Below are 20,742 nucleotides of genomic sequence, written 5' to 3'. Positions count from 1 at the left end.
TGACGGCGACCTCGGCACAGCTCGTCGAACGCCATGCCGAGGTCGGCGCGCACCTCGAACGGATCGTCGGGTGGAACCGGCCGCCGCCTCCACCCGCAACGGCGCGGTCGTCGAAGCGGGTCAGTCCGGCTGAATCTCCACCGGGCCGCCGGAGTCCTTGACCCGGACGGGCACTCCGAGCAGCTGAGAAGGCAGCCGCCCGGAGTCGTGACCGGGGGTCATCCACACGTCGATCGTGGGTGCCCCCTCGGCCTCGCCCTGCCCGACCCCGACCACTCCTGGAACGTCGTCGAGCCATCGTGACGCCGTGGCGAGCGCGGCATCGACGGTGTCGGAAGTATCGGAATCGGACACTACGGGTACACCCGGATCCCGAGCGCGGCTTCGACCAGCGTGATCCGGTTGACCACGGTGACCGCGGGCGAACCCGCGAACAGCAGGCCGACGGCGAAGTCGTTGTCCAGCTCCGCCACGATGCTGCCCGAATCGCCACCGGCCGACATGTTGGTGGTGAGCAGCTGGTTCGCGAACCGGGCCACCCGGCCGCCGCCGTAGTTGACGTCGACGGTGGCGTTGATGTTCGTGATCCGCCCGGTCGTCCAGCTGGTGGTCCGGCCGGTCTTCTGCACCACCAGGCCGACGGTCGGCGCCGGGTTGACGCCCCGGAGGTCGCCGACCCAGAAGATCCGCCGGTCGAGGTCGTGGAACTGGCCTTCGGCGACGGCCGCGTCGACGAAGTTCAGCGGGGCCGGCTGTCCAGGGGTGATGAACTTGATCGGCACGTACCGGCTCAGCCGGGCGATGATGTCACTGGGAATGACGCCGCCGTCGAACGGGCCCGGCTGCAGGATCGGGTCGCCGATGGCCGCGGCGTTGGTGTTGGCCAGCACGTGGTTGTTGCTCAGGATGTAGAACCTCGGCGGTATGCCGGGCAGCGAAGTGGCGTCGTAGACGGCGGTGCCGTACGTGCCGGCGGTGATCTGGAAGTGACCGACACTCAGCCCGCCGAACGCCGGGCGGAAACGCCTGGCCAGCGTCAACGGGTCGACGGCCTCACGGGGAGCTTCGACCTGGCGGAGCGGCGGCGCCGGTGCTTCGGCGAGCGAAGGGGAAGCGCCGTTGACCTTCGGTGTCGCGATCGTCCGGCCCGCTTGCAGCACGCCGACCTGCTGGACGTCGGTGGGCACGCCGGAAAGCTTCGCCGGGATGAGGTCGTCGTCGCGGAGCAGTTCGCTCGGCAGCTTCGTGTCGACCAGGACCGTGATCGCCTTTTCCCCGGTGTCGGTTCCGCCCGACCATTTGGTGCCGAGTGCGACACCCACGACGTTCTGCCGGTCGAGAAGAGCGCTCTCTTCGGACGCCTGTACGCTCGCGAGTGAGAGGTATTCCTGCGGAAGCATGTTCTTTTCGATCATGTCGGCCACACTTTTCTGGTTGTCGGCGGTGACGAAGTGCGGGAGCCCCGACGAAAGAGTCTTCCCCTGGTCGCAGGGGCGCGCCATAGTGCAATCGGGTACACCGATTCAGCCTCTTATGGTGAGTTTTCCCTTACGTGACAAGGGTTTGTGAATGATCAACCGGCCATCGTGCCGATGGTGGGGATATTTAGGGACTTTGGTCACCGGTTTACCGGAAAAGGAAACGGGCGGGTTTCCGGAAGTCGCTCCGGAAACCCGCCCGCGCGGTGTCGAATCGTGAGTCAGCCGATCGCGGCGTCGATCGCCTCGGTGATCGACGCGTCTTCGGGTTCGGTGCGCGGGCGGAACCGGCCCACCACTTCACCGGACGGGGCGACGAGGAACTTCTCGAAGTTCCACTGCACGTCGCCGGCGGCGCCCTCCGCGTCGGCCGCCTTGGTCAGTTCGGCATAGAGCGGGTGACGCGATTCCCCGTTGACGTCCAGCTTCGCGAAGAGCGGGAACGAAACCCCGTACGTCGTCGAGCAGAAGGTCTGGATCTCCTCGGCGGTGCCCGGTTCCTGGCCCGCGAACTGGTTGCAGGGGAACCCGACGACGGAGAACCCCTTGTCCGCGTAGCGTTCCTGCAGCTTCTCCAGTCCGGTGTACTGCGGCGTCAGCCCGCATTTCGACGCCACGTTCACCACCAGCAGCGTTTTGCCGTCGAGCGCGCCGAGCGTCGTGTCCTCACCGGCGAGCGTCTTCAGCGGAATGTCGTGGATCGCCATGATTCCCTTTCGTCATTTCCTCAGCAGGTCGCGCGCGTCGACGTGCCCGAACGGGCCGTCGTCGCGCCGGAACGCGGCCGCGGTCTCCCGCGCCCGGTGGAGCGCTCCGTCGCGGAGCAGCCCGGCGAGTGTGTCGAACCGGTCGGTGTGCGCCTTCGCGCGCCGCCGCGCGTAGTCGGCGGCGGAATCCTTGGTGACCATGAACGCCCAGTCGCTCGAAAGCGCCAGCATCGCCTCGGCGACGGCCTGATCGCGGACCGGGTCGCGTGTCGTCGTGTCCATCCCCGTGACGAGATCGAGCATCCGCTGCTGCAGCGCGGTGTTGTCCCGCACCATGTCGGCGACCTGCTCGCCGTCCCAGACCCGCCAGTCCTTGCCCGAGCCCCACGAGGACGCGGGAAGATCGACCCGCCCGCCGAGGTGGCCAGCTTCGAGCGCGCCCTTGAGGGTGGTGACGCGGACCCCGGCCTCGGGCAGCGCGCGCAGCACCCCTTCGAGCCAGGCCGGTCCTTCGTGCCACCAGTGTCCGAACAGTTCGGTGTCGTACGCGGCGACGACGAGCGACTCGCGCCCGTGCTCGGCCTTGAGCGAGCGCAGGCGGGCGACCACGGTGTCGACGAAGTCCTGGACATGGCCGCCGAGCGTGGCCGCCGCCATCGCCGGTTCGTAAGGCGCCTTGTCCGGCGGTTCGACGGTCTTCCCGGTCACGCGTGACGGTTTGAGGCCGACCTCGTGCGCCCACGTGTGGAAGTCGCGATAGGCGGCGTGGCCGGGATATCCGGCCTTGGGTGACCAGACGCGGTACGTGACTTCGAGGTCGCGGCCGAAGCAGACGACGTCGGAATCGCCGACGGTCCGCGCGGCCGAAGTGTCGCCGTGCAGGGACGGCCCGTCGACCATGAACCGCCGGACGCCCGCGGCGGCGTAGCCGGCCTCCATGCCGGGCGCGTAACCGCATTCAGGCGCCCAAATGCCTTCGGGGCGGCGGCCGATCCGCAACGCGGTGTCGTCGAGACCGCCGCGCAGCATGAAGTCGCGGACGGCCGGGTCGAGCAGCGGCTGGAACGGATGCGCCAGCGGGCCGCCGAGCAGTTCGATCGTCCCGTTGTCTGCAAAGGACCGGAGGATCGGTGAGAAACCGTGGCGCCAGCGGGTTTCGAGTTCTTCCGACGCCTTGATCGCCGTCCGGTACTCGCTCGCGGCGAGGTCGCGCAGCAGCGGGTCGCCGCGCCAGAGCGTCGACGCGTGCCAAGCCCGCAGCTGCCAGTGGCCGAGCCAGTCGTGGAAGGCGTCGATGCAGTATGGGTCGTCGAGCTGGGCGGCGAGGATCGGCGTCATGCCGAGGGTGAGGACGTCTTCGCGGCCTTCGTCGGCGAAGCGACGCAAGAGATCGACCATCGGCAGATAGGAATGCGCCCAGGCCTGGTAAAGCCATTCTTCGCCGACCGGCCAGGATCCGTGGTGCGGCAGCCACGGCAGGTGGCTGTGCACGACGAGGCAGAACGTGCCCTCGTACTCGCTCATGCCCGCACCGCCACGGCGACCAGGTCGAGGCTGGCGTCGAGGTCTTCGCCGTGGATGGCGAAGCCCGACGCCTGAATGCTCTCGACGTCGGCGAGCAGTTCCGCGGGCCAGGTCGCCTGTCCGGGCAGCTGTCCCATGACGACGTCGAGCTGGGCGTCGATGATCGAGCCGCCGTACTTGGCGTCGAGCTTCGCGACGCCTTCCCCGTGGTGGAGGCCGTGCAGGGTCTCGACCTCGAAACCGGCCTCACGCAGCAGTCCGTCCAATTCGGACGGTGCGAGTTCCCTGGTGTGGAACGGGTTGAGCGGGGTGTCGCTGTCCGGGGTGAAGGTCAGCCGGTTGGGCGTGGTGACGATCAGCCGTCCGCCGGGGGCGATCACGCGCCGGCATTCGGCGAGGAAGGCGCCTTGGTCCCAGAGGTGCTCGATCACCTGGAAGTTGGCGACGACGTCGACCGAGGCGTCCCGCAGCGGCAGGAACACCAGGTTCGCCCTGGCCACGCCGACGCTCGCGTAGCGGCGGGCGACGTGCTCGGTGGTGAGGACGTCGTAGTCGAGCGCGAGCACCCGCTCGGCGACGGTGGCGATGAGCCCGGCGCCGTAGCCCTCGCCGCAGCCCGCCTCCAGGACGGTCTTGCCCTCGCAGAGCGGGAGGAGCTTTTGATACGCGGCCTCGTGGCGGCGGAACCAATAGTTCTCCTCGGCGATGCCCGGCACGGTGCGTTCACCGGTGAGGTGCAGCGCTTCGGCCCTGGTGGCTGGGGTGGTCACGCCGCGACCCTACCGGCCGGTCACTTGGGCCCGCGTGTCACGTTTCGCGCGCTGCCGGAGTCCAGAAGACATGCAACGGACAATCACCCGCGTACTGCTCGTCGTCTTCGGTCTCGTCGAACTGCCCGTCGGCCTGTGGCCGCTGCTCAGCCCGGACGGCTTCTACCGGGACTTCCCCGGTTTCCGCACCGGCTGGGTCGCCATGGACGGCCCCTTCAACGAACACCTGCTCCGCGACTTCGGCGGCCTCAACCTGGCGCTCGCCGCGATCCTGATCGGCGCCGCCGTGATCGGGACGACCGCCGTGGCCAGGCTCGCGGCGCTCGCGACCTTCCTCTTCGGCTTGCCGCACTTCCTCTACCACCTGGGCCACGTCTCGCATTTCGAGCCGGTGGACCAGGTGCTGATCGTCGCGATGACGGCGCTGGGCGCGGTGCTCCCGCTGGTGCTGGTGCTGATCCCGTCGCGTGTGTCGATCCCGGAAGAAGGCCCTACACCGGCGACACCGTGATGCCGATGGCGCCGGGGCCGAGGTGGGCGCCGAGGATCATGCTGGCGTCCACCAGGGTGCTGTCGACCATTTTGGGCAGCCGCGCCCGCAGCCGCCCGCCGATCTCCAGGTCGCGCTCGTCCGGGCCGAACCGGGTGATGGCGATTTCGACGTCCTGATCGCCCGCGCAGTCCACCGCGAGGTCGACGAGCTTGTTGAGCGCCCGGCGCTGACCCGGCACGCGGGTCAGCGGGGCGACCTCGCCGTTCTTCAGCGTCAGCAGGGGTTTGATCGAGAACGCGGAACCGAGGAACGCCTGCGCGGCGCCGATCCGGCCGCCGCGGCGCAGGAATTCCAGCGTGTCGACGTAGAGGATCTCCCGGCTGCCGCGGAACCGGCGCTCTGCCGCGTCGATGACCCGGCTCGCCTGGCCGCCCGCGGCGGCGACCTTGGCCGCCGACGTCGCCGCGAAACCGAGGCTCATCCCGGTGGTCCCGCTGTCGAGGACGTGGACCGGGATGTTCACCTGCTGGGCGGCTTCGCGGGCGGCGTTCACCGTCTCCGACATCCGTCCCGAGATGTGGACGCTGACGATCGCCGAGGCGCCCTTGCTCGCGGCGTCCTGGAACGCCCAGAAGAACGCGGCGACCTCGGGCGGTGCCGTCTTCACCGGGGTCCCGGCGCGCAGCTGGTCGATGATTTCTTCGCGGTCGTAGCGGTTCTCCTCGTCGAACTGCTCTCCGACCTGCAATTGAACCTGTACGACGCCGATTCCCCAGCGTTCGGCGACCGGGGCGGGAAGGCAGGCGGTGGAGTCCGTGATCACGGCGACAGGGCCGGGCATGGAACGCATGGTGGGGCAGGTTAGCCCGTCACCCTCTCCGGGAGTACCCCGGAATACGGCCGTTCGGGTTAGTCGCCCGGTTACACTCACTTCCGGGTGAAAAACCTGGACGATGGTCCCGATAAAACGTGCATCCAGGTGAATGAGGTCACCTCGGCGGGCCGCGGCACCGAAATAGCCCTAATCTACCGGCCAGTAGAGCTGTTGCCCCGTGGCCGACGCCGGCCACCAACGGGAGGTCGAAGTAGACCCATGACGAACATCGTTGTCCTGGTCAAGCAGGTACCGGACACCTACTCGGAGCGGAAGCTCTCCGGTGCCGACAACACTCTTGACCGCGAATCCGCCGACGCCGTGCTCGACGAGATCAACGAGAAGGCCGTCGAAGAAGCCCTGAAGATCAAGGAAGCGGGCGAGGGCGAGGTCACCGTCGTCTCGGTGGGTCCCGACCGCGCGACCGACGCGATCCGCAAGGCGCTGTCCATGGGTGCCGACAAGGCCATCCACGTCTCCGACGCGGCCCTTCACGGCTCCGACGCGATCGCCACCGCCAAGGTGCTGGCCGCCGCGATCTCGAAGGTCGAAGGCTTCGACCTGGTCATCACCGGTAACGAGGCCTCCGACGGCCGCGGTGGCGCCGTGCCTGCGATCATCGCCGAGCTGCTCGGCCTGCCGCAGCTGACCCACGTGAACGAGCTGACCGTCGACGGCACCTCGATCAAGGCCGACCGCTACACCGAGGACGGCGTCACGCACCTCGAGGCGAACCTCCCCGCGGTGGTGAGCGTCGGCGAGAAGATCAACGAGCCGCGCTACCCCTCCTTCAAGGGGATCATGGCCGCCAAGAAGAAGCCGGTCGAGACGCTGACCGTCGCGGACCTCGGCCTCGACGCCGGTGAGGTCGGCCTGGGCAACGCCTGGTCGTCCGTGCTCGAAGCCTCCCCGAAGCCGCCGCGCACCGCCGGTGAGCGCGTCGAGGACGAGGGTGACGGCGGCAGCAAGGTGGCCGCCTACCTGGTCGCGCAGAAGCTCATCTGAGACAGGTTTCGAGGAGGAATAGGGAAATGGCTGAAGTACTCGTCCTCGTCGACCACGTCGACGGTGAAGTCAAGAAGGTCACGCTCGAGCTGCTGACCGCCGCTCGTGAACTGGGTGAGCCGTCCGCGGTCGTCGTCGGCCCGACCGGCACCGCCGCCAAGGCGAAGGAAGCCCTCGCCGCGCACGGCGCCGCCAAGGTGTACGTCGCCGAGGGCGACAACGCCACCGGCTTCCTGGTCACCCCGAAGGTGGACGTTCTCGCCGCACTGGCGGAGCGGACCTCCCCGGCCGCCGTGCTCGTCGCGGCCAGCGCCGAGGGCAAGGAGGTGTCCGCCCGTGTCGCGGTCCGCCTCGGCTCCGGTCTGCTGTACGACGCCGTCGGCGTGAACAGCGACGGCAGCGTCGACCAGTCCATCTTCGGTGGCGCGTTCTCCGTCAAGGCCAAGGCCACCAAGGGTGTCCCGGTCATCTCGGTCCGCCCCGGCGCGGTCGAGGCGACCCAGGCCGACGGTGCCGCCGCCGAGGAGACCGTCGAGGTCCCCGCAGGCGACCCGGCGAAGTCCGCCAAGATCACCGGTGTCGAGCCGATCGTCGGCGGCGACCGGCCGGAGCTGACCGAGGCCTCGGTCGTCGTCTCCGGTGGCCGCGGTGTCGGCTCGGCCGAGAAGTTCGACGTTGTCGAGACGCTGGCCGACTCGCTCGGCGCGGCCGTCGGTGCTTCCCGCGCCGCCGTCGACTCGGGCTACTACCCGGCGCAGTTCCAGGTGGGCCAGACCGGCAAGACGGTCTCGCCGCAGCTGTACATCGCGCTGGGCATCTCCGGTGCGATCCAGCACCGGGCGGGCATGCAGACCTCGAAGACCATCATCGCGGTCAACAAGGACGCCGAGGCGCCGATCTTCGAGATCGCCGACTTCGGTGTGGTGGGCGACCTGTTCAACGTCGCGCCGCAGCTGGCCGAAGAGGTCCAGAAGCGCAAGGGCTGAGTCTCGCATTCAGTGAAGGGGCCGTCCAGAGATTATTTCCCTGGCGGCCCCTTTTCTGTGACCCGGAAGTGATCTTCCACCCTGAGAGAAGCCTGAGAACCCGCAATTAACTGAACGTGCACTAATCGGCCATCGGGCGCATTGTCGTTGGTACCCCTCCGGGGGTAGACCTTGATTATGACGACGTCACAGCTCCTCGTCAGTACTGACCAGGCAGGTGTCGAACTCCCGGCCGATGCGCCGCGTTACTCCCTTCTCGTCGCGAACGGAAACGAAGAAGTCGTTGCCGCGCAGCGCCTCCGTCACCAGGTGTTCGCCGAGGAAATGGGAGCGACGCTCAATTCGCTCGAACCCGGCCTCGATGTCGACTACTTCGACGAGTTCTGCGATCACCTCGTGGTACGGGACGACAACACCGGCGAGATCGTGGGCACGTACCGGATGCTGCCGCCCGATCGGGCGGCGCGAGCGGGAAAGCTGTACTCCGACAGCGAATTCGACCTCACGGCCCTCGATTCACTGCGGCCTTCGCTGGTCGAGACGGGGCGCTCGTGCGTGCACCCCGACCACCGCAGCGGCGCCGTGGTGAGCCTCGTCTGGGCGGGGATCGGGCGCTACATGCTGCTGGCGGGGCACCGGTACCTCGCGGGCTGCGCGTCCGTGCCGCTGAACGACGGCGGGGCCTACGCGGCGGGCGTCTGGGATGTCTTGCGTGCCAAGCACTACGCGGACGAGTCGCGCCGGGTGACCCCGCTGCACCCGTGGCGGACCGAGGGCGTCGAGCGGCCCGCGCGCGCGATCATTCCGCCGCTCATCAAGGGCTACACGCGACTGGGCGCGAAAATCTACGGCCCGCCCGCGCTGGACGAGGATTTCGGTGTCGCGGACTTCTTCGTCCTGCTGGATCTGCACAACGTCGACGAGCGGTATCTCAAGTTCTTCCTGGGGGAGCAGGGATGACCCACGCCTGGATGCCGAAGTCGCCGTGTGGCGACGGCTGCCTGACCGAAGGGGCGCCGACGGTGGCGTTCCCCCGGCGTGTCCTCCGGTTCACCGCGGCGATCGGCGTCATCTTCGGCGCTTTCCTGTCCGCGCCGCTGGTGCTCGTGCTGCGCGGCATGCCGCGGGAACGGCTGGTGCGCCTGCTGTTCGCGGGGATCCTTCGCTCGTTCGGGGTACGGCTGCGCGTGCTCGGTGACGAAAGCTTCCGCGCCGTGCCCGGCCGCGGCGCGCTCGTGGTGAACAACCACATCTCGTGGCTGGACATCATCGCGATCAACGCCGTCCAGCCGATGCGGGCGCTCGCGAAGAAGGAGGTCGGCACCTGGCCGGTGCTCGGCCTGCTGGTCCGGCGCGGCGGCAGCATCTTCCTCGACCGGGAGAACCTGCGGAGCCTGCCCGCGACCATGGACGAACTCGCCGGCGCGATGCGCGGCGGATCACTCGTCAGCGTGACCCCGGAAGGCACCACCTGGTGCGGTCTCGGCTCGGGCAGGTTCCGCCCGGCGACGTTCCAGGCCGCGATCGACGGCGGTGTCCCGGTGCGGCCGCTCGCGCTGCGCTTCCGGCTCGCCGACGGGCGGGAGACGACGCAGCCGGCGTTCATCGGGCCCGAGTCGCTCATCGCCTCGCTGCGGCGGGTGGCGGCGTTGCGCGGTCTGGTGCTGGAGGTGCACGTGTGCCCGGAGATCGCGCCGGGCCGCGCTTCGGACCGGCGGGAACTGGCCGCGCTGGCGGAATCCGCGGTACAGGCGGCACTGGGGCGGGTGCAGATCCCGGCTCAGCGGCGGCGCCGTGGCGCTCCGGCCCCGGTTCCGGTGGTGCTCCCGGCGCCAGTGCCGGCCGCGAAGGTGCCTGGCTCCTGAGCGGGTCACGCGGCACCGCACTCGCGTGATCGAAGCCGGATCTCACGTGATCAGAGCCGGATCTCGCGTGATCGGGCCCGCATCTTCGAGTGCGGTGTCCAGTCACGCGAGTTCCGGCTCCACGCACGTGAATCACGGCTCTGATCACGCGAGTCACGCCCTCGCCACTCACGAGGCTTCAGAACGTCAGCGTGATCTTCCCGCTCGCGTGCCCCGTGGCGCTCTCCCGGTGCGCCTCCGCGACATCCGCGAGTGCGTAAGCGGACCCCAGCTTGAGCTTCAGCCCCCGCGAGACGAGATCCTCCAGCACCGCGGGGGTCTGCTCCCCGCCGGCCGAGAACTTCAGCCCCTGCGCGTACGCGGCAGGGTCGGCGATGGTGATCAGCCGGTCGGTTGAACCGAGCAGCTCGACGGAGTCGCTCAGAACCCCGAAGCCCGCGGCGTCGAACACCGCGTCGACGCCGTCCGGCGCGACCGAGCGGACCCGCGAAACCCAGCCGTCGCCGTACTCGACCGGCACCGCGCCGAGCGCCTTCACCTCGTCCAGTGACGAAGCACCCGCCAGCCCGATGACCGTGGCGCCCAGCGCGACGGCGGCCTGCGTCGCGACCCGGCCGACCTGGCCGCTCGCCCCGTGGAGCACGAGCGTCTCGCCCGGCTTGACCTCCAGTTCGCCCAGCACGCGCAGCGCCGTCTCGCCGGCGACGGGCAGCGCGGCGGCTTCGGCCCACGAAAGCCCGGCGGGTTTACGGGCGACCGCGCTCGCCAGCGCGTACTCCGCGTACGTCCCGGTGTCCGGCCAGCCGAAGACCTCGTCCCCGACGGCGAATCCGGCGCCTTCGCCCACCGCGTCCACCACGCCCGCGAATTCGAGGCCGAGGATGTGCGGGAATTCGACCGGGAGGACCTCCGCCATGGCACCGGTCCGGATCTTCCAGTCGATCGGGTTGACCCCGGCGGCCTTGACCGCGACCCGCACCTGACCCGTGCCCGGAACCGGCACCGGGACCCCGGCGGACTTGAGGACGTCGGTGTCGCCGTACTCGGTGATGGTGATCGCTCGCATGTTCACTCCTGTTTTCGGATTTTCTTCGCTGCGATCAGTCAACCGGCGCCCGGAGGCCGCCCGAACCGCTCGGACGAGCAGTGTTCACTAGCCGGGCGAGCAGCGGCGCGCACGGGGAACGCGCCTACTGTGGACCCATGGACGAGTGGTCGGATCCGCTGTACGTGCTGAACCAGGTCGAGCACCTGCTCGCTGCCACGCGCGCCGAATTCCTGCCGCGGTTCTCCGCGACGGCCGCCGCCGTCCTGCCGCACCGGGCCGCCGCGATGGAGACCGGCGACTGCTCCCGTATCCCGATCAAGGTCGACGGCGATCCGGTGATCACCGGATCGGTCACGAGCGCGGAACTTCAGCGGCTCGCCGCGCTCGGCGTCCCCGGCCAGGCGGTGGTCGCCGAAGAGACCCTCGGCGGGAAGCGGCGGAAACTCGTCGTCCTGACCTCGGCGCCGGTGATCGGCAAGGGGGCGATGATCGCGCTCGTCCCCACCGAGGACGCGCCCGCCGATCGCGCGCTCGGGATCGTCGCCGGGCTGTGGGACATCGTCAGCGTGAACGCCGCCCAGCGCGCCACGGATCCCGAACCCGAGATCCTCGCGAGCAACCTGGCGGCCGCGACGGCGCGGGCGCAGACGATCACCGATCTGGGACAGACCCACGCGACCACGCTGGCCTCGCTGCTCGCCGTGCTGCGCTCACGGCGGCTCGGCGACGCCGCCGCTCGCCAGACGGCCACCGACCTCGCCGCGGCCGCGCTGGTCGACCTGCGCTCGGTCGCCGACCGGGATCAGGAGCTCTCGGCGGAACCGGCGTCGGCGGCGTTCGACACCCTCGCCGCGCAGCTGGATCCCTTGGTACGCCACAACGACGTGACCGTCGACCTCGCCGGGCCCGGTGACGAACGCCCGCTCCCGCAGGACATCGCGCACACTTCGCGCACGGTCACCCGCGGCCTCGTGCTCGCCGCGCTGGAACGCGGCAGCTCCCGTGTCCGGGCCTCGTGGCTGATCGACGGCGGGACGCTGCGGATCACCGTGCGCGACGACGGCCCGGACGTCGTCCGCGCCGTGCCCGCCACCGGTCTCACCGAGCGGATCACCCCGCTCGGCGGCCGCTGGGAGGTCGACGCCGTCCCCGGCTGGGGTGCCACGATCACCGCGATCCTGCCGCTGGGGGTCGCGGAGACCCCGGAGCTGCGCCCGCTGGACAGGCTGAACTCGAGGGAACTCGAAGTCCTCGCGGGGATCGCCCTCGGCAAGCGGAACCGGCAGATCGCCGAGGAACTGCGGCTGACCGAGCACACGGTGAAGTTCCACGTGCGGAAGATCCTGGGAAAGCTCGAAGTCACGTCGCGCGGCGAGGCCGCCGTGCTGGCGCGGGAGCTGCGGCTGGCACCCGTCGGTCAGGTGTCGTGAGTGGTGAGGACGGTTAGAGCGGACCAGCATTTTCCTACCCACGCCTGACCTGAGCGAAGGTGGCGGTTTCGCGGCTGTAGGGCTCGACCGGTCTTGAATCTTGATCAACGGAAGATCCGGGACACTCACCGTCCCCAATCCTCCGTTGATCAAGGTCGCACCGGTCACGGGGGAAGCTTCCGGACGTACAACGTCCCGAATCCTCCCCGCTCGACCGCCAGTCGCCACTCACGACCCGCCCGGCCCGTGCCTTCCGGCGGTGCCGCGTCGGGCAGGGGGCACCGGAACCTGGCGGGCGTGACGCGAAGGGAGCCTTCAGCCCTCACTGACCGGCGTCCGAACCGCTTGACCTCCACCGAACTGGAGGTTGCACGCTTTTCCCATGACGATCACTGGGGACAAGGCGAAGCCGAAGGGTGTCCTGTGGACGCCGGAACACCGCGTGACCACGATCGGGCTGCTGCTCATGGTCACGCTCATCGCGTTCGAGAGCATGGGCGTCGCCACCGCGATGCCGACGATGGTCGCGGACCTCGACGGGCTCGCCCTGTACGCCTGGCCCTTCACCACCTTCCTGGTCGCCAGCGTCGTCGCGACCGTCCTGTCCGGACGGCTCGGTGACCGCAAGGGCCCGGCACCCGCGCTGCTCGCCGGTACCGCGCTGTTCGCCGTCGGGCTGCTGGTGGCGGGGCTCGCGCACGACATGCCGCTGCTCCTGCTCGGCAGGGGACTGCAGGGCTTCGGCGCCGGGCTCCTGCTGGTCTCGGTGTCGCTGCTGATCGCGCTCACCTTCAGCGACCGCGAACGCCCGGTGATCTACGCCGCCAACGCCGCCGCCTGGGTGCTGCCCGCGGTGATCGGGCCGTCGATCGCGGGTGTGGTGACCGTGAGCGTCGGCTGGCGCTGGGTGTTTCTCGGGCTGATCCCGCTGACCGCCGTCGGCGTCGGGCTGCTGGTCGTCGTCACGCGCAAACTGCCCCGGCACGTGCCCGGCGAGTCCGCGCGCCGCGCCGGTGTCGTGCCCGCGGTGGTCGCCGCGCTCGGTGTCGCCGCGCTCACCTGGGCGGCGCAGCACCCGTCGCTCGCGGCACTGGCCTACGGCGGCGCCGGACTCGTGGCCCTGGCGTACGCGCTCCGCAAACTCCTGCCGCACGGGACACTGACGTCGCGGCCGGGGTTGCCGACAGTGATCGCCTCCCGCGGGCTGATCGCGGGCGCGTACGCCGGGATGGAGGCGTACTTGCCGCTCACGATGACCGAGGTCCACGGCTACAGCCCCGCGCTGGCCGGGCTGCCGCTGACGGTGACGGCGCTGGGCTGGTCGGCGGGTTCGATGCTGCAGGGCCGCTTGCTCGACTGGTCGCGCGAGGCTTCCCTGCGGACCGGGTTCGCGCTGGTCGCGGCCGGTCTGGCGATCTTCGTCTTCGTGCCGCTGCCGTCGTTCCCCGCCTGGATGGCGTTCGTGGCGTCGGCGGTCGGCGGCTCGGGGATGGGCATCGCGATGCCCGCGATCTCGGTCCTGCTGCTCCGCTACTCGTCGGAAGCCGAACGCGGGTTCAACACCTCGGCGCTGCAGCTCGGCGACTGGGTCGGATCGGCCCTGACCATCGGTTTGGGTGGCGTTCTGCTCGCTTCGGTGGCCTCGGCGAAAGAGCCGACGGTGGCGATCCTGGTGCTTTCGGTGCTGCTGACGGGCATCGCGCTGCTCGGGGTGCGCCTGACCGGCCGGTGGCCTTCGGGTATGAGCGCGGCCACCCGGTGACCAAGGGTGGGCTTGGTCACGCCCCGGAACGGTCTACCCTGGTAAGGCGATGACCTATCTCGACCACGCGGCGACCACCCCGATGTTGCCCGAAGCCGTAGCGGCGATGTCCGAGGCGCTGTCCACTGTGGGCAACGCCTCCGCGCTGCATTCCTCGGGCCGCCAGGCCCGCCGCCGGGTCGAAGAAGCCCGCGAAGTGATCGCGGAGGCGCTGGGCGCCCGGCCGTCCGAGGTGATCTTCACCGCCGGCGGCACGGAGAGCGACAACCTCGCGGTCAAGGGCATCTTCTGGGCCCGGAACGGCGAAGACCCGAAGCGACGGCGAGTGCTGTGCAGCACCGTCGAGCATCACGCGGTCCTCGAATCCGTCGAGTGGCTGGAGCAGCACGCGGGCGCCGAGATCGTCTGGGTCGAGGTCGACCAGGCGGGCCGGGTGACCCCGGAGTCGCTGCGCGCCGCCATCGGCGAGGACCCCGAGACGGTCGCGCTGGCCACCGTGATGTGGGCGAACAACGAGGTCGGCACGGTCAACCCGATCGCCGCGCTCGCCGCCGTCTGCGCCGGACACGAGATCCCGCTGCACACCGACGCCGTCCAGGCCGTCGGCGCGGTGCCGGTCGGCTTCGCCGAGAGCGGCGCCGCCGCGCTGACCCTGACCGCGCACAAACTGGGCGGCCCGTACGGCGTCGGAGCGCTGCTGCTCGGGCGGGACACCGCGTGCGTGCCGGTGCTGCACGGTGGTGGCCAGGAGCGCAGTGTGCGTTCGGGCACCCTCGACGTGCCCGCGGTGATCGCGTTCGCGACGGCGGTGAAGGCCACGGTCGAAGGCCGCGAGGAGTACGCCAAACGCGTCGCCGAACTGCGGGACGACCTGATCGAAGCGGTCCGGCGCGAGGTGCCGGACGTCGTGCTCAACGGCGGCGAGGGCGAGCGCCTGCCGACGCACGCCCACTTCACTTTCCCCGGTTGCGCGGGTGACAGCCTGTTGATGCTTTTGGACGCCAAGGGCATCGAGTGTTCCACTGGATCGGCGTGCACGGCGGGTGTCGCGCAGCCGAGCCACGTGCTGCTGGCCATGGGTGCCGAACCCGCGGCCGCGCGCGGGTCGCTGCGGTTCTCGTTCGGGCATACCTCGGCGGCGGAAGACGTTGAAGCGGTTTCGAAGGAGATCGCGGGCGTCGTCGACAGGGCGAGGCAGGCGGGACTCGCCGGAATGCGCAAGCAGACGCAGAAGCAAGAGGTGTGAGGAAGATGCGCGTACTGGCCGCGATGAGCGGGGGAGTGGACTCGGCGGTGGCCGCCGCGCGCGCCGTGGACGCCGGGCACGAGGTCGTCGGCGTGCACCTGGCTCTGTCGGCGAAGCCCGGCACGCTGCGCACCGGCTCCCGCGGCTGCTGCACGATCGAGGACTCGGGTGACGCGCGACGCGCCGCCGACATCCTCGGCATCCCCTTCTACATCTGGGACTTCGCCGAGCGGTTCACCGAAGAGGTCATCGAAACCTTCGTCGGCGAGTACGCCGCCGGGCGGACGCCGAACCCGTGCGTCACCTGCAACGAGAAGATCAAGTTCGAGGCGTTGCTGGACAAGGCGATGGCACTCGGCTTCGACGCCGTCGCCACCGGGCATTACGCGCGACTGTCCCTTGTGGACGGTGTCCCGGAGCTGCGGCGCAGCGTCGACTCGGGCAAGGACCAGTCCTACGTCCTGGCTTCGCTGACGCCGGAGCAGCTGCGGCATTCGCTGTTCCCGCTGGGTGATTCGTGGAAGACCGACGTGCGCGCCGAGGCCGAGAGCCGTGGCCTGTCGGTGGCGAACAAGCCGGACAGCCACGACATCTGCTTCATCCCGGACGGGGACACGAAGAGCTTCCTGGAGAAGCGGCTCGGCCAGCGTCCGGGGCAGCTCGTCGACGCCGAGACCGGCGCCGTGCTCGGGGAGCACACCGGCGTGCACGGCTTCACCGTCGGCCAGCGCAAGGGGCTCGGCATCGAGGCGCCCGCGCCGGACGGGCGGCCGCGCTACGTGCTTTCGCTGGAGCCGGTTTCGGGCACCGTGAAGGTCGGTTCCGCGCGGGACCTCGGCGTGAACGTGATCGAGGCGGACCGCCCGATCTGGCCGAGCGAACGGCCGCTGGACGGGCCCACCGAATGCGTCGTCCAGGTGCGCGCGCACGGCGGGATCGTCGAGGCCGTCGCGGAGGTTTCGGGCGACTCGGTGACTGTCCAGCTGCGGGAGCCGCTGCGCGGGGTCGCGCCGGGCCAGGTTGTCGTGCTGTACCGCACCGACGCGGCCGAAGGCGATCTCGTGCTGGGAAGCGCGAAGATCTCGGGAACCCGCTAGCAGCGGACGAAACGCGGCAGTGGGCGGTCGGTCCAGGGTGTCGCGAAAGCCACTTTCGCGACGTCTGGTGTCCCGAAAGTGGCTTTCGCGACACGGCCGGTGGTCTCCACAGCCGCCCCGGCACCTCGAACTACCGCATTCAGACGACAAGACGCGGCAGCGGGTCAGAACTTCAGCTTGAAGCCGGTGTGCGTGGCCTCGAAACCGAGGCGCTCGTAGAACCGGTGCGCGTCCTCGCGTTTCACGTCCGACGTCAGCTGCACGAGAGCGCAGCCCCGGCGCCGGGATTCGTCGACGGCCCACGTCATCAGCTCGCCGCCGAGCCCGGAGCCTCGATGGCTCGCCCGCACCCGGACGGCCTCGATCTGCCCGCGCAGCGCGCCTTTCCTGGCCAGGCCGGGAATGATCGACAGCTGGAGCGTGCCGACGGCCTCGCCGTCGTCGTCGGCGACGATCAGCAGCTGCGCCGGGTCGGCGTCGATCTCCTCGAAGGCCTTGAGGTACGGCGTGAGGTCGTCGGCGGAATCACGGGTGCTGCCGATCTGGTCGTCGGCGAGCATCCCGACGATCGCGGCGACGTCTTCCCGGCGGGCTCGGCGGATGATCATGAGGCGTAGTGTCGCACCCCGTCGGTCTCGGCGGCGGTGAGTTTCCCCTGGGCCACCAGCAGATCCAGATGCGAACCGGTCTCGAGGACGGCGAGCATCTGGTTGAACGGGTCCATCTCGTCGAGTTTGCGCTTCCGGCGCGTCCAGCCCAGCCGCAGCGCGACCTCGTACGCCGTCGTGACGTCCGCGGTGATCTCGGCGCCCATGACCTCCAGCCGGTCGCGGTGGTGCTCCAGGAGTTCGTCCACGCGGGCGTGGACGCTGTCGGTGACGCGGCCGTGCGCGGGCAGCATGCGCCGGTCCGGCATCTCGCGCACCAGGCGCAGCGAGTCGAGGTAGTCGCTCAGCGGCAGGTCTGCGGGCACCGGCTGGAACCCGATGGACGGCGTGATGTGCGGCAGCACGTGGTCGCCGGAGAACACCAGCCCCGCCTCGTCGTCGACGAAGACGACGTGCCCGGCCGTGTGGCCCGGCGTGTGCACGATGTCGAACTCGCGGCCGGGCACGATCGTGCGCTTGCCGGGGGTGAGCCATTCGTCGGGCTGCTCCCACAGATGCGCCTCGGTGTGCCGGACGCCGCCGAAAGCCTTGGCGAGCACCTCGAGGACGGGGCCCGCGCCGCACCGCTCCAGCAGGCCGACCTGCGCCTCCATCGGGAAGCGGTCCGGATCGCCGGAGCGGGTCAGCGACGGCTCTTCCAGCTTCCCGAGCCCGACCTTGCCGCCGAACTCGCGGCGCAGTTCCACGGCCATCGTGTAGTGATCGCGATGCACGTGGGTGATGAGGAATTCGTCGATGTCGCCGAGTCCGGCGCCGAGCGCCTTCAACCCGTGCGAAAGCCGCTCGCGCGCCGATTCCAGCGCCCAGCCCGAGTCGACGAGGACCAGCCGGGTGCCGTCGGTGACGACGTAGACGTTGACCGCGCGCAGCGCGTCGTGCGGCAGGGGCAGCGGGATCCGGTGGACCCCCGGCGAAACCGTGTAGACGCCCGGCTCGGCCCAGTCCCGTTCGCCGTCTTCGGGTAGCGGCTCCATGGTGATCTCCGTCCCGGACGCACTCCAGCGTGCCGCCCCAGTTCCTCCCACTTTGTGCCGCCGGAAGCCGAGTGTCCACTTGAGCGGGGTGAGACCCCGGTCACTTGCCGGGGCGAGCGCTCAGTTCCTGTCGTCCTGCTTCAGCGCGGTGTCGATGGTCAGCGCCGAGGCGACCACCATCGACGCCAGCGGATCCCGCAGCGGCCGGTGGATCTCGACGACGTAGTTGTCCGCGGTGGTGAACGCGGCCTTCACGAAACCGCCCCAGGTCTTGGTGATCCGCGCGATCTCGACGTCGGCGTGGTCCTTGATCACGAAGTTCCACGCCCGCCAGTTCTCCGCGAAGATCCCGCCGACCTTCTGGCCGTTGACCAGGAAACCGAGCCGGATCTTGCCGAAGACGTTCTCCTGCACGATTTCCCCGATCGGGGAGTCGTCGGCCTTCGTCACCAGGAAGCGGGATTTGAACACCTTCGCCGGCCGCGTCACCTTCAGCACGGTGCTGTGGTTCGCGTCGCGGATTTCGAAGCGGTGGGTCAGGTACTGGTCGTAATTCGTGAGCAGCCGGATGGCCTTCTTGAACGTGCTCTGCCCGACCTGGACGACGCCGCCGAGGCGGTTGCCGTTCTGGTCGAACACCCCGAACTCATTGGACATTTCGATGAGTTTCGCGCGCTGGTTGACCACCAGCACGGGTTCGGAGAACAGGGTCCCGCCGCCGGTGACCGCGCCGCCCCGGCCTTGGGTCCCCCTCGCCACCTGCGCCCGGATCTTGTCCGGGTCGTGCGCGCCTTCGATGTCCAGCTCGATCATCTCGGCGTCGTGGGAGGGCCGCGTGTTGGCGGTCCAGGCCTGTCCGTCCCACCACCGGTACATCCGGGGGTTCTGCTGGTCGGGATACCAGCCGGCGGGCTGTGGAGAGCTCGTCATGGCAGGTCAGCGTAATGCGCCCGGTGCCGCCACGGGCTCGTCGACGGCAATTGCGTCGAATGTCCGTGTCCTCCCCGGCCCCGCCGCCTGGCGCACTCGGACCAAGGGGAGAATCCGGGTGTGAACGAACGACCTTGGTCTCTAGGCGCGGCGACCGCGATCGGTTCCCTGCCCGGCACCGACCCGGTCGAGGCCGCTTCGATCGTGTTCGGCGAATTGCCCGAATTCCCCTGTCTGCCCGAACTTCCCGCGCGCGGAGTCGGCGCCGACATGATCGGCCGGACGGCGGCGCTGCTGGTCGACCTGGCCGTCGAAGTGGTGCCGAGCGGCTATCGGGTCGCCGCCCGCCCCGGTCACGACCACCGTCGCGCCCTCGATCTGATGAGCTGGGACCTCGACGCCGTCCAGGAGGCGCGCGAAAAGGCCGGTGCCGCGCCGCCGGTGTTCAAGGCGCAGGTCGCGGGGCCGTGGACGCTCGCCGCGAACGTCGAACTCCCGCGCGGGCACCGGATCCTCACCGACCGGGGCGCGCTGCGCGATTTCTCCGCGTCGTTGCTCGACGGCCTGGCCGCCCATGTCGCGGAGCTGAAATCGCGTATCGGCGCGCCCGTGGTGCTCCAGTTCGACGAACCGTCGCTGCCCGCGGTCCTCGACGGAGACCTCCCGACGGCGTCCGGCTACGGCACGGTTCCCGCCGTGCCCGCGCCGGAAGCCCGCGAACTGCTGTCGACGGTGATCTCCGGCGCGGAACGCATCACCGGGCAGCCGGTCGCGGTGCACTGCTGTGCCGCGAAGCCGCCGATCTCGTTGCTGCGCGCGGCCGGGGCGAAAGCGATCGCCTTCGACTTCGCCCTGCTGAAGGGCGCTTCGCCCGCGCTGCTCGACGAGATCGGCGAGACGCTGGACTCCGGCACGACGCTGATGCTCGGACTCGTCCCCACGACCGATCCCGGCGTGCCGGTGGAATTGCGTGACGTGGTCGCGCCCGTGTTCAAACTCGTCGACAGGCTCGGCTTCCGCCGCGAGATCCTCGCCGAACGGGTCGTGCCGACCCCGGCGTGCGGTCTCGCGGGCGCCACGCCCGAGTGGATGCGCCGCGCGCTCACGCTCAGCCGGGAGGCGGGCAAGGCTTTCACCGAACCGCCTGAAGGCTGGTGACCGGCGCGGTAGCGTGCCCCTCATGCGTCTGTTCCGCCGATCCCGCAAAACCGAGGACGTTCCCGACCCCCGTACCGCCTGGCCGGAACAGCCGGTCCCCGAGGACGCGGCCGCCGCGGCGGTGACGTTCTGGGAGGCGTGGTTCGCGCTCCTGCCCGAGGTCAGCGCCGCGCTCGGCGACCGCGAACCGCATCGCGTGGAACACGACCTCTGCACCATCGTCGAGGCGCTGCACCCCCGGCTGCACTTCTCCCTCGATCGTGGCCACCGGGCGATCTACTCGCTGGTGCTCACCGGCCAGGAGGATCCGGAACTGCGCCCGTACACCGACGCGTGGAAGGCCGCCGCGCCGCCGGAGGACGCGATCTGGGAGTACCACGATTCGGTGCCGCCGGTCCCCGATCCGAGTGAGGTCACCGTCAACCTCGGCGAGACCCGTATCGCGCTCGCCGACGTCCGGGTGACCGCGAAGGTGGACGAATCAGCCGGGCGGGTCGACGTCACCGTGTTCCATCCGCAGATCGCGGAACTCCGCCCGGAGACCCGGACGACCATGACCTTCCTGCCGCTCGACGCCACGCTGGGTGAGCGCGTCGCGGCCGAAAGGCTCGGCAAGGTCGAGCTGGTGACCGAGGCACCGGACGGGCAGCTGACCCTCCTGGAACTGCGCGAAGTGGTCGGCCGACTCGGCTCGCCGACGGCCGGAAATGTCGGTACCCCCGACTAG

21 protein-coding genes are annotated in these 20,742 nt (G+C 69.8%); 11 read left to right on the top strand and 10 right to left on the bottom strand.

The features are described 5' to 3' along the window. Positions 1–120: 120 nt before the first annotated feature. The 5 genes from AMYAL_RS0108680 to AMYAL_RS0108660 all read right to left on the bottom strand — a co-directional run bounded on the left by AMYAL_RS0108680 (position 121) and on the right by AMYAL_RS0108660 (position 4,479). Positions 121–354, bottom strand: coding sequence for a hypothetical protein (locus tag AMYAL_RS0108680; RefSeq protein WP_020630913.1), 234 nt, complete (start codon positions 352–354; stop codon positions 121–123). Then, the gene (locus AMYAL_RS0108675; protein ID WP_026466872.1) at positions 354–1,415 is read right to left on the bottom strand and encodes a chymotrypsin family serine protease; all 1,062 of its coding nucleotides are present in this window, start codon (positions 1,413–1,415) and stop codon (positions 354–356) included. The genes AMYAL_RS0108680 and AMYAL_RS0108675 overlap by 1 nt, the downstream gene beginning before the upstream one ends. Positions 1,416–1,699: 284 nt before the next feature. After that, positions 1,700–2,185, bottom strand: a complete 486-nt coding sequence (locus AMYAL_RS0108670) for a glutathione peroxidase (protein WP_020630911.1) — start codon at positions 2,183–2,185, stop codon at positions 1,700–1,702. 12 nt (positions 2,186–2,197) lie between these two features. Further along, positions 2,198–3,709 carry a 1,4-alpha-glucan branching protein domain-containing protein gene (locus tag AMYAL_RS0108665; protein ID WP_020630910.1) on the bottom strand — a complete coding sequence of 504 codons (1,512 nt, stop codon included), beginning with the start codon at positions 3,707–3,709 and terminating at the stop codon, positions 2,198–2,200. After that, a complete protein-coding gene (locus AMYAL_RS0108660) occupies positions 3,706–4,479 on the bottom strand; it encodes a class I SAM-dependent methyltransferase (RefSeq protein WP_020630909.1) in 774 nt (257 codons plus the stop codon). The genes AMYAL_RS0108665 and AMYAL_RS0108660 overlap by 4 nt, the downstream gene beginning before the upstream one ends. Before the next feature lie 70 nt (positions 4,480–4,549). Between AMYAL_RS0108660 and AMYAL_RS0108655 the strand changes: the two genes are divergently transcribed. Continuing rightward, a complete protein-coding gene (locus tag AMYAL_RS0108655; RefSeq protein ID WP_020630908.1) occupies positions 4,550–4,990 on the top strand; it encodes a hypothetical protein in 441 nt (146 codons plus the stop codon). Here the strand turns inward: AMYAL_RS0108655 and AMYAL_RS0108650 are convergent. Next, complete coding sequence (locus AMYAL_RS0108650) at positions 4,971–5,822, bottom strand: DegV family protein (RefSeq protein WP_020630907.1); 852 nt, start codon at positions 5,820–5,822, stop codon at positions 4,971–4,973. The two genes, AMYAL_RS0108655 and AMYAL_RS0108650, sit on opposite strands and share 20 nt — an antisense overlap. 243 nt (positions 5,823–6,065) lie before the next feature. Between AMYAL_RS0108650 and AMYAL_RS0108645 the strand changes: the two genes are divergently transcribed. The 4 genes from AMYAL_RS0108645 to AMYAL_RS0108630 all read left to right on the top strand — a co-directional run bounded on the left by AMYAL_RS0108645 (position 6,066) and on the right by AMYAL_RS0108630 (position 9,702). Beyond that, positions 6,066–6,851 carry an electron transfer flavoprotein subunit beta/FixA family protein gene (locus tag AMYAL_RS0108645; protein ID WP_020630906.1) on the top strand — a complete coding sequence of 262 codons (786 nt, stop codon included), beginning with the start codon at positions 6,066–6,068 and terminating at the stop codon, positions 6,849–6,851. Between the two features lie 26 nt (positions 6,852–6,877). Beyond that, a complete protein-coding gene (locus tag AMYAL_RS0108640; RefSeq protein ID WP_020630905.1) occupies positions 6,878–7,837 on the top strand; it encodes an electron transfer flavoprotein subunit alpha/FixB family protein in 960 nt (319 codons plus the stop codon). Between the two features lie 324 nt (positions 7,838–8,161). Continuing rightward, positions 8,162–8,797: a GNAT family N-acetyltransferase gene (locus AMYAL_RS0108635; protein ID WP_245192838.1), complete on the top strand. Its 636-nt coding sequence runs from the start codon at positions 8,162–8,164 to the stop codon at positions 8,795–8,797. After that, positions 8,794–9,702 carry a lysophospholipid acyltransferase family protein gene (locus AMYAL_RS0108630; protein WP_020630902.1) on the top strand — a complete coding sequence of 303 codons (909 nt, stop codon included), beginning with the start codon at positions 8,794–8,796 and terminating at the stop codon, positions 9,700–9,702. Before AMYAL_RS0108635 ends, AMYAL_RS0108630 begins: the two co-directional genes overlap by 4 nt. A gap of 178 nt (positions 9,703–9,880) precedes the next feature. Here the strand turns inward: AMYAL_RS0108630 and AMYAL_RS0108625 are convergent, their stop codons facing one another. Continuing rightward, positions 9,881–10,768: an NADP-dependent oxidoreductase gene (locus AMYAL_RS0108625; protein WP_026466869.1), complete on the bottom strand. Its 888-nt coding sequence runs from the start codon at positions 10,766–10,768 to the stop codon at positions 9,881–9,883. 137 nt (positions 10,769–10,905) lie between these two features. On the opposite strand from AMYAL_RS0108625, the gene AMYAL_RS0108620 reads away from it, so the two are divergent. The 4 genes from AMYAL_RS0108620 to mnmA all read left to right on the top strand — a co-directional run bounded on the left by AMYAL_RS0108620 (position 10,906) and on the right by mnmA (position 16,285). Then, positions 10,906–12,180, top strand: coding sequence for a helix-turn-helix transcriptional regulator (locus tag AMYAL_RS0108620; protein WP_020630900.1), 1,275 nt, complete (start codon positions 10,906–10,908; stop codon positions 12,178–12,180). Positions 12,181–12,547: 367 nt separating this feature from the next. Beyond that, the gene (locus AMYAL_RS0108615; RefSeq protein ID WP_280632804.1) at positions 12,548–13,942 is read left to right on the top strand and encodes an MFS transporter; all 1,395 of its coding nucleotides are present in this window, start codon (positions 12,548–12,550) and stop codon (positions 13,940–13,942) included. 49 nt (positions 13,943–13,991) lie between these two features. After that, a complete protein-coding gene (locus AMYAL_RS0108610) occupies positions 13,992–15,188 on the top strand; it encodes a cysteine desulfurase family protein (RefSeq protein ID WP_020630898.1) in 1,197 nt (398 codons plus the stop codon). Positions 15,189–15,193: 5 nt separating this feature from the next. Next, entirely contained in the window at positions 15,194–16,285 is a 1,092-nt protein-coding gene (gene mnmA / locus AMYAL_RS0108605) for a tRNA 2-thiouridine(34) synthase MnmA (RefSeq protein WP_026466868.1), read from the top strand. Between the two features lie 164 nt (positions 16,286–16,449). On the opposite strand, the gene AMYAL_RS0108595 is transcribed toward mnmA, so the two are convergent. The 3 genes from AMYAL_RS0108595 to AMYAL_RS0108585 form a co-directional block, all read right to left on the bottom strand. Next, positions 16,450–16,893 (bottom strand): GNAT family N-acetyltransferase, encoded by a 444-nt coding sequence (locus AMYAL_RS0108595; protein ID WP_020630895.1) that lies wholly within the window; start codon positions 16,891–16,893, stop codon positions 16,450–16,452. Beyond that, positions 16,890–17,927, bottom strand: coding sequence for an MBL fold metallo-hydrolase (locus AMYAL_RS0108590; RefSeq protein ID WP_020630894.1), 1,038 nt, complete (start codon positions 17,925–17,927; stop codon positions 16,890–16,892). Before AMYAL_RS0108590 ends, AMYAL_RS0108595 begins: the two co-directional genes overlap by 4 nt. 120 nt (positions 17,928–18,047) lie before the next feature. Next, positions 18,048–18,857, bottom strand: a complete 810-nt coding sequence (locus tag AMYAL_RS0108585) for an LURP-one-related family protein (protein WP_026466867.1) — start codon at positions 18,855–18,857, stop codon at positions 18,048–18,050. A gap of 120 nt (positions 18,858–18,977) precedes the next feature. Here AMYAL_RS0108585 and AMYAL_RS0108580 point away from each other — a divergent pair, with 120 nt between their 5' ends. After that, entirely contained in the window at positions 18,978–20,015 is a 1,038-nt protein-coding gene (locus tag AMYAL_RS0108580) for a methionine synthase (RefSeq protein ID WP_020630892.1), read from the top strand. A gap of 22 nt (positions 20,016–20,037) precedes the next feature. Beyond that, positions 20,038–20,742: a hypothetical protein gene (locus tag AMYAL_RS0108575; protein WP_020630891.1), complete on the top strand. Its 705-nt coding sequence runs from the start codon at positions 20,038–20,040 to the stop codon at positions 20,740–20,742.

It is taken from the genome of Amycolatopsis alba DSM 44262, assembly GCF_000384215.1.
Classification (GTDB): domain Bacteria; phylum Actinomycetota; class Actinomycetes; order Mycobacteriales; family Pseudonocardiaceae; genus Amycolatopsis; species Amycolatopsis alba.
This window is presented reverse-complemented; position numbering and strand designations above follow the sequence as displayed.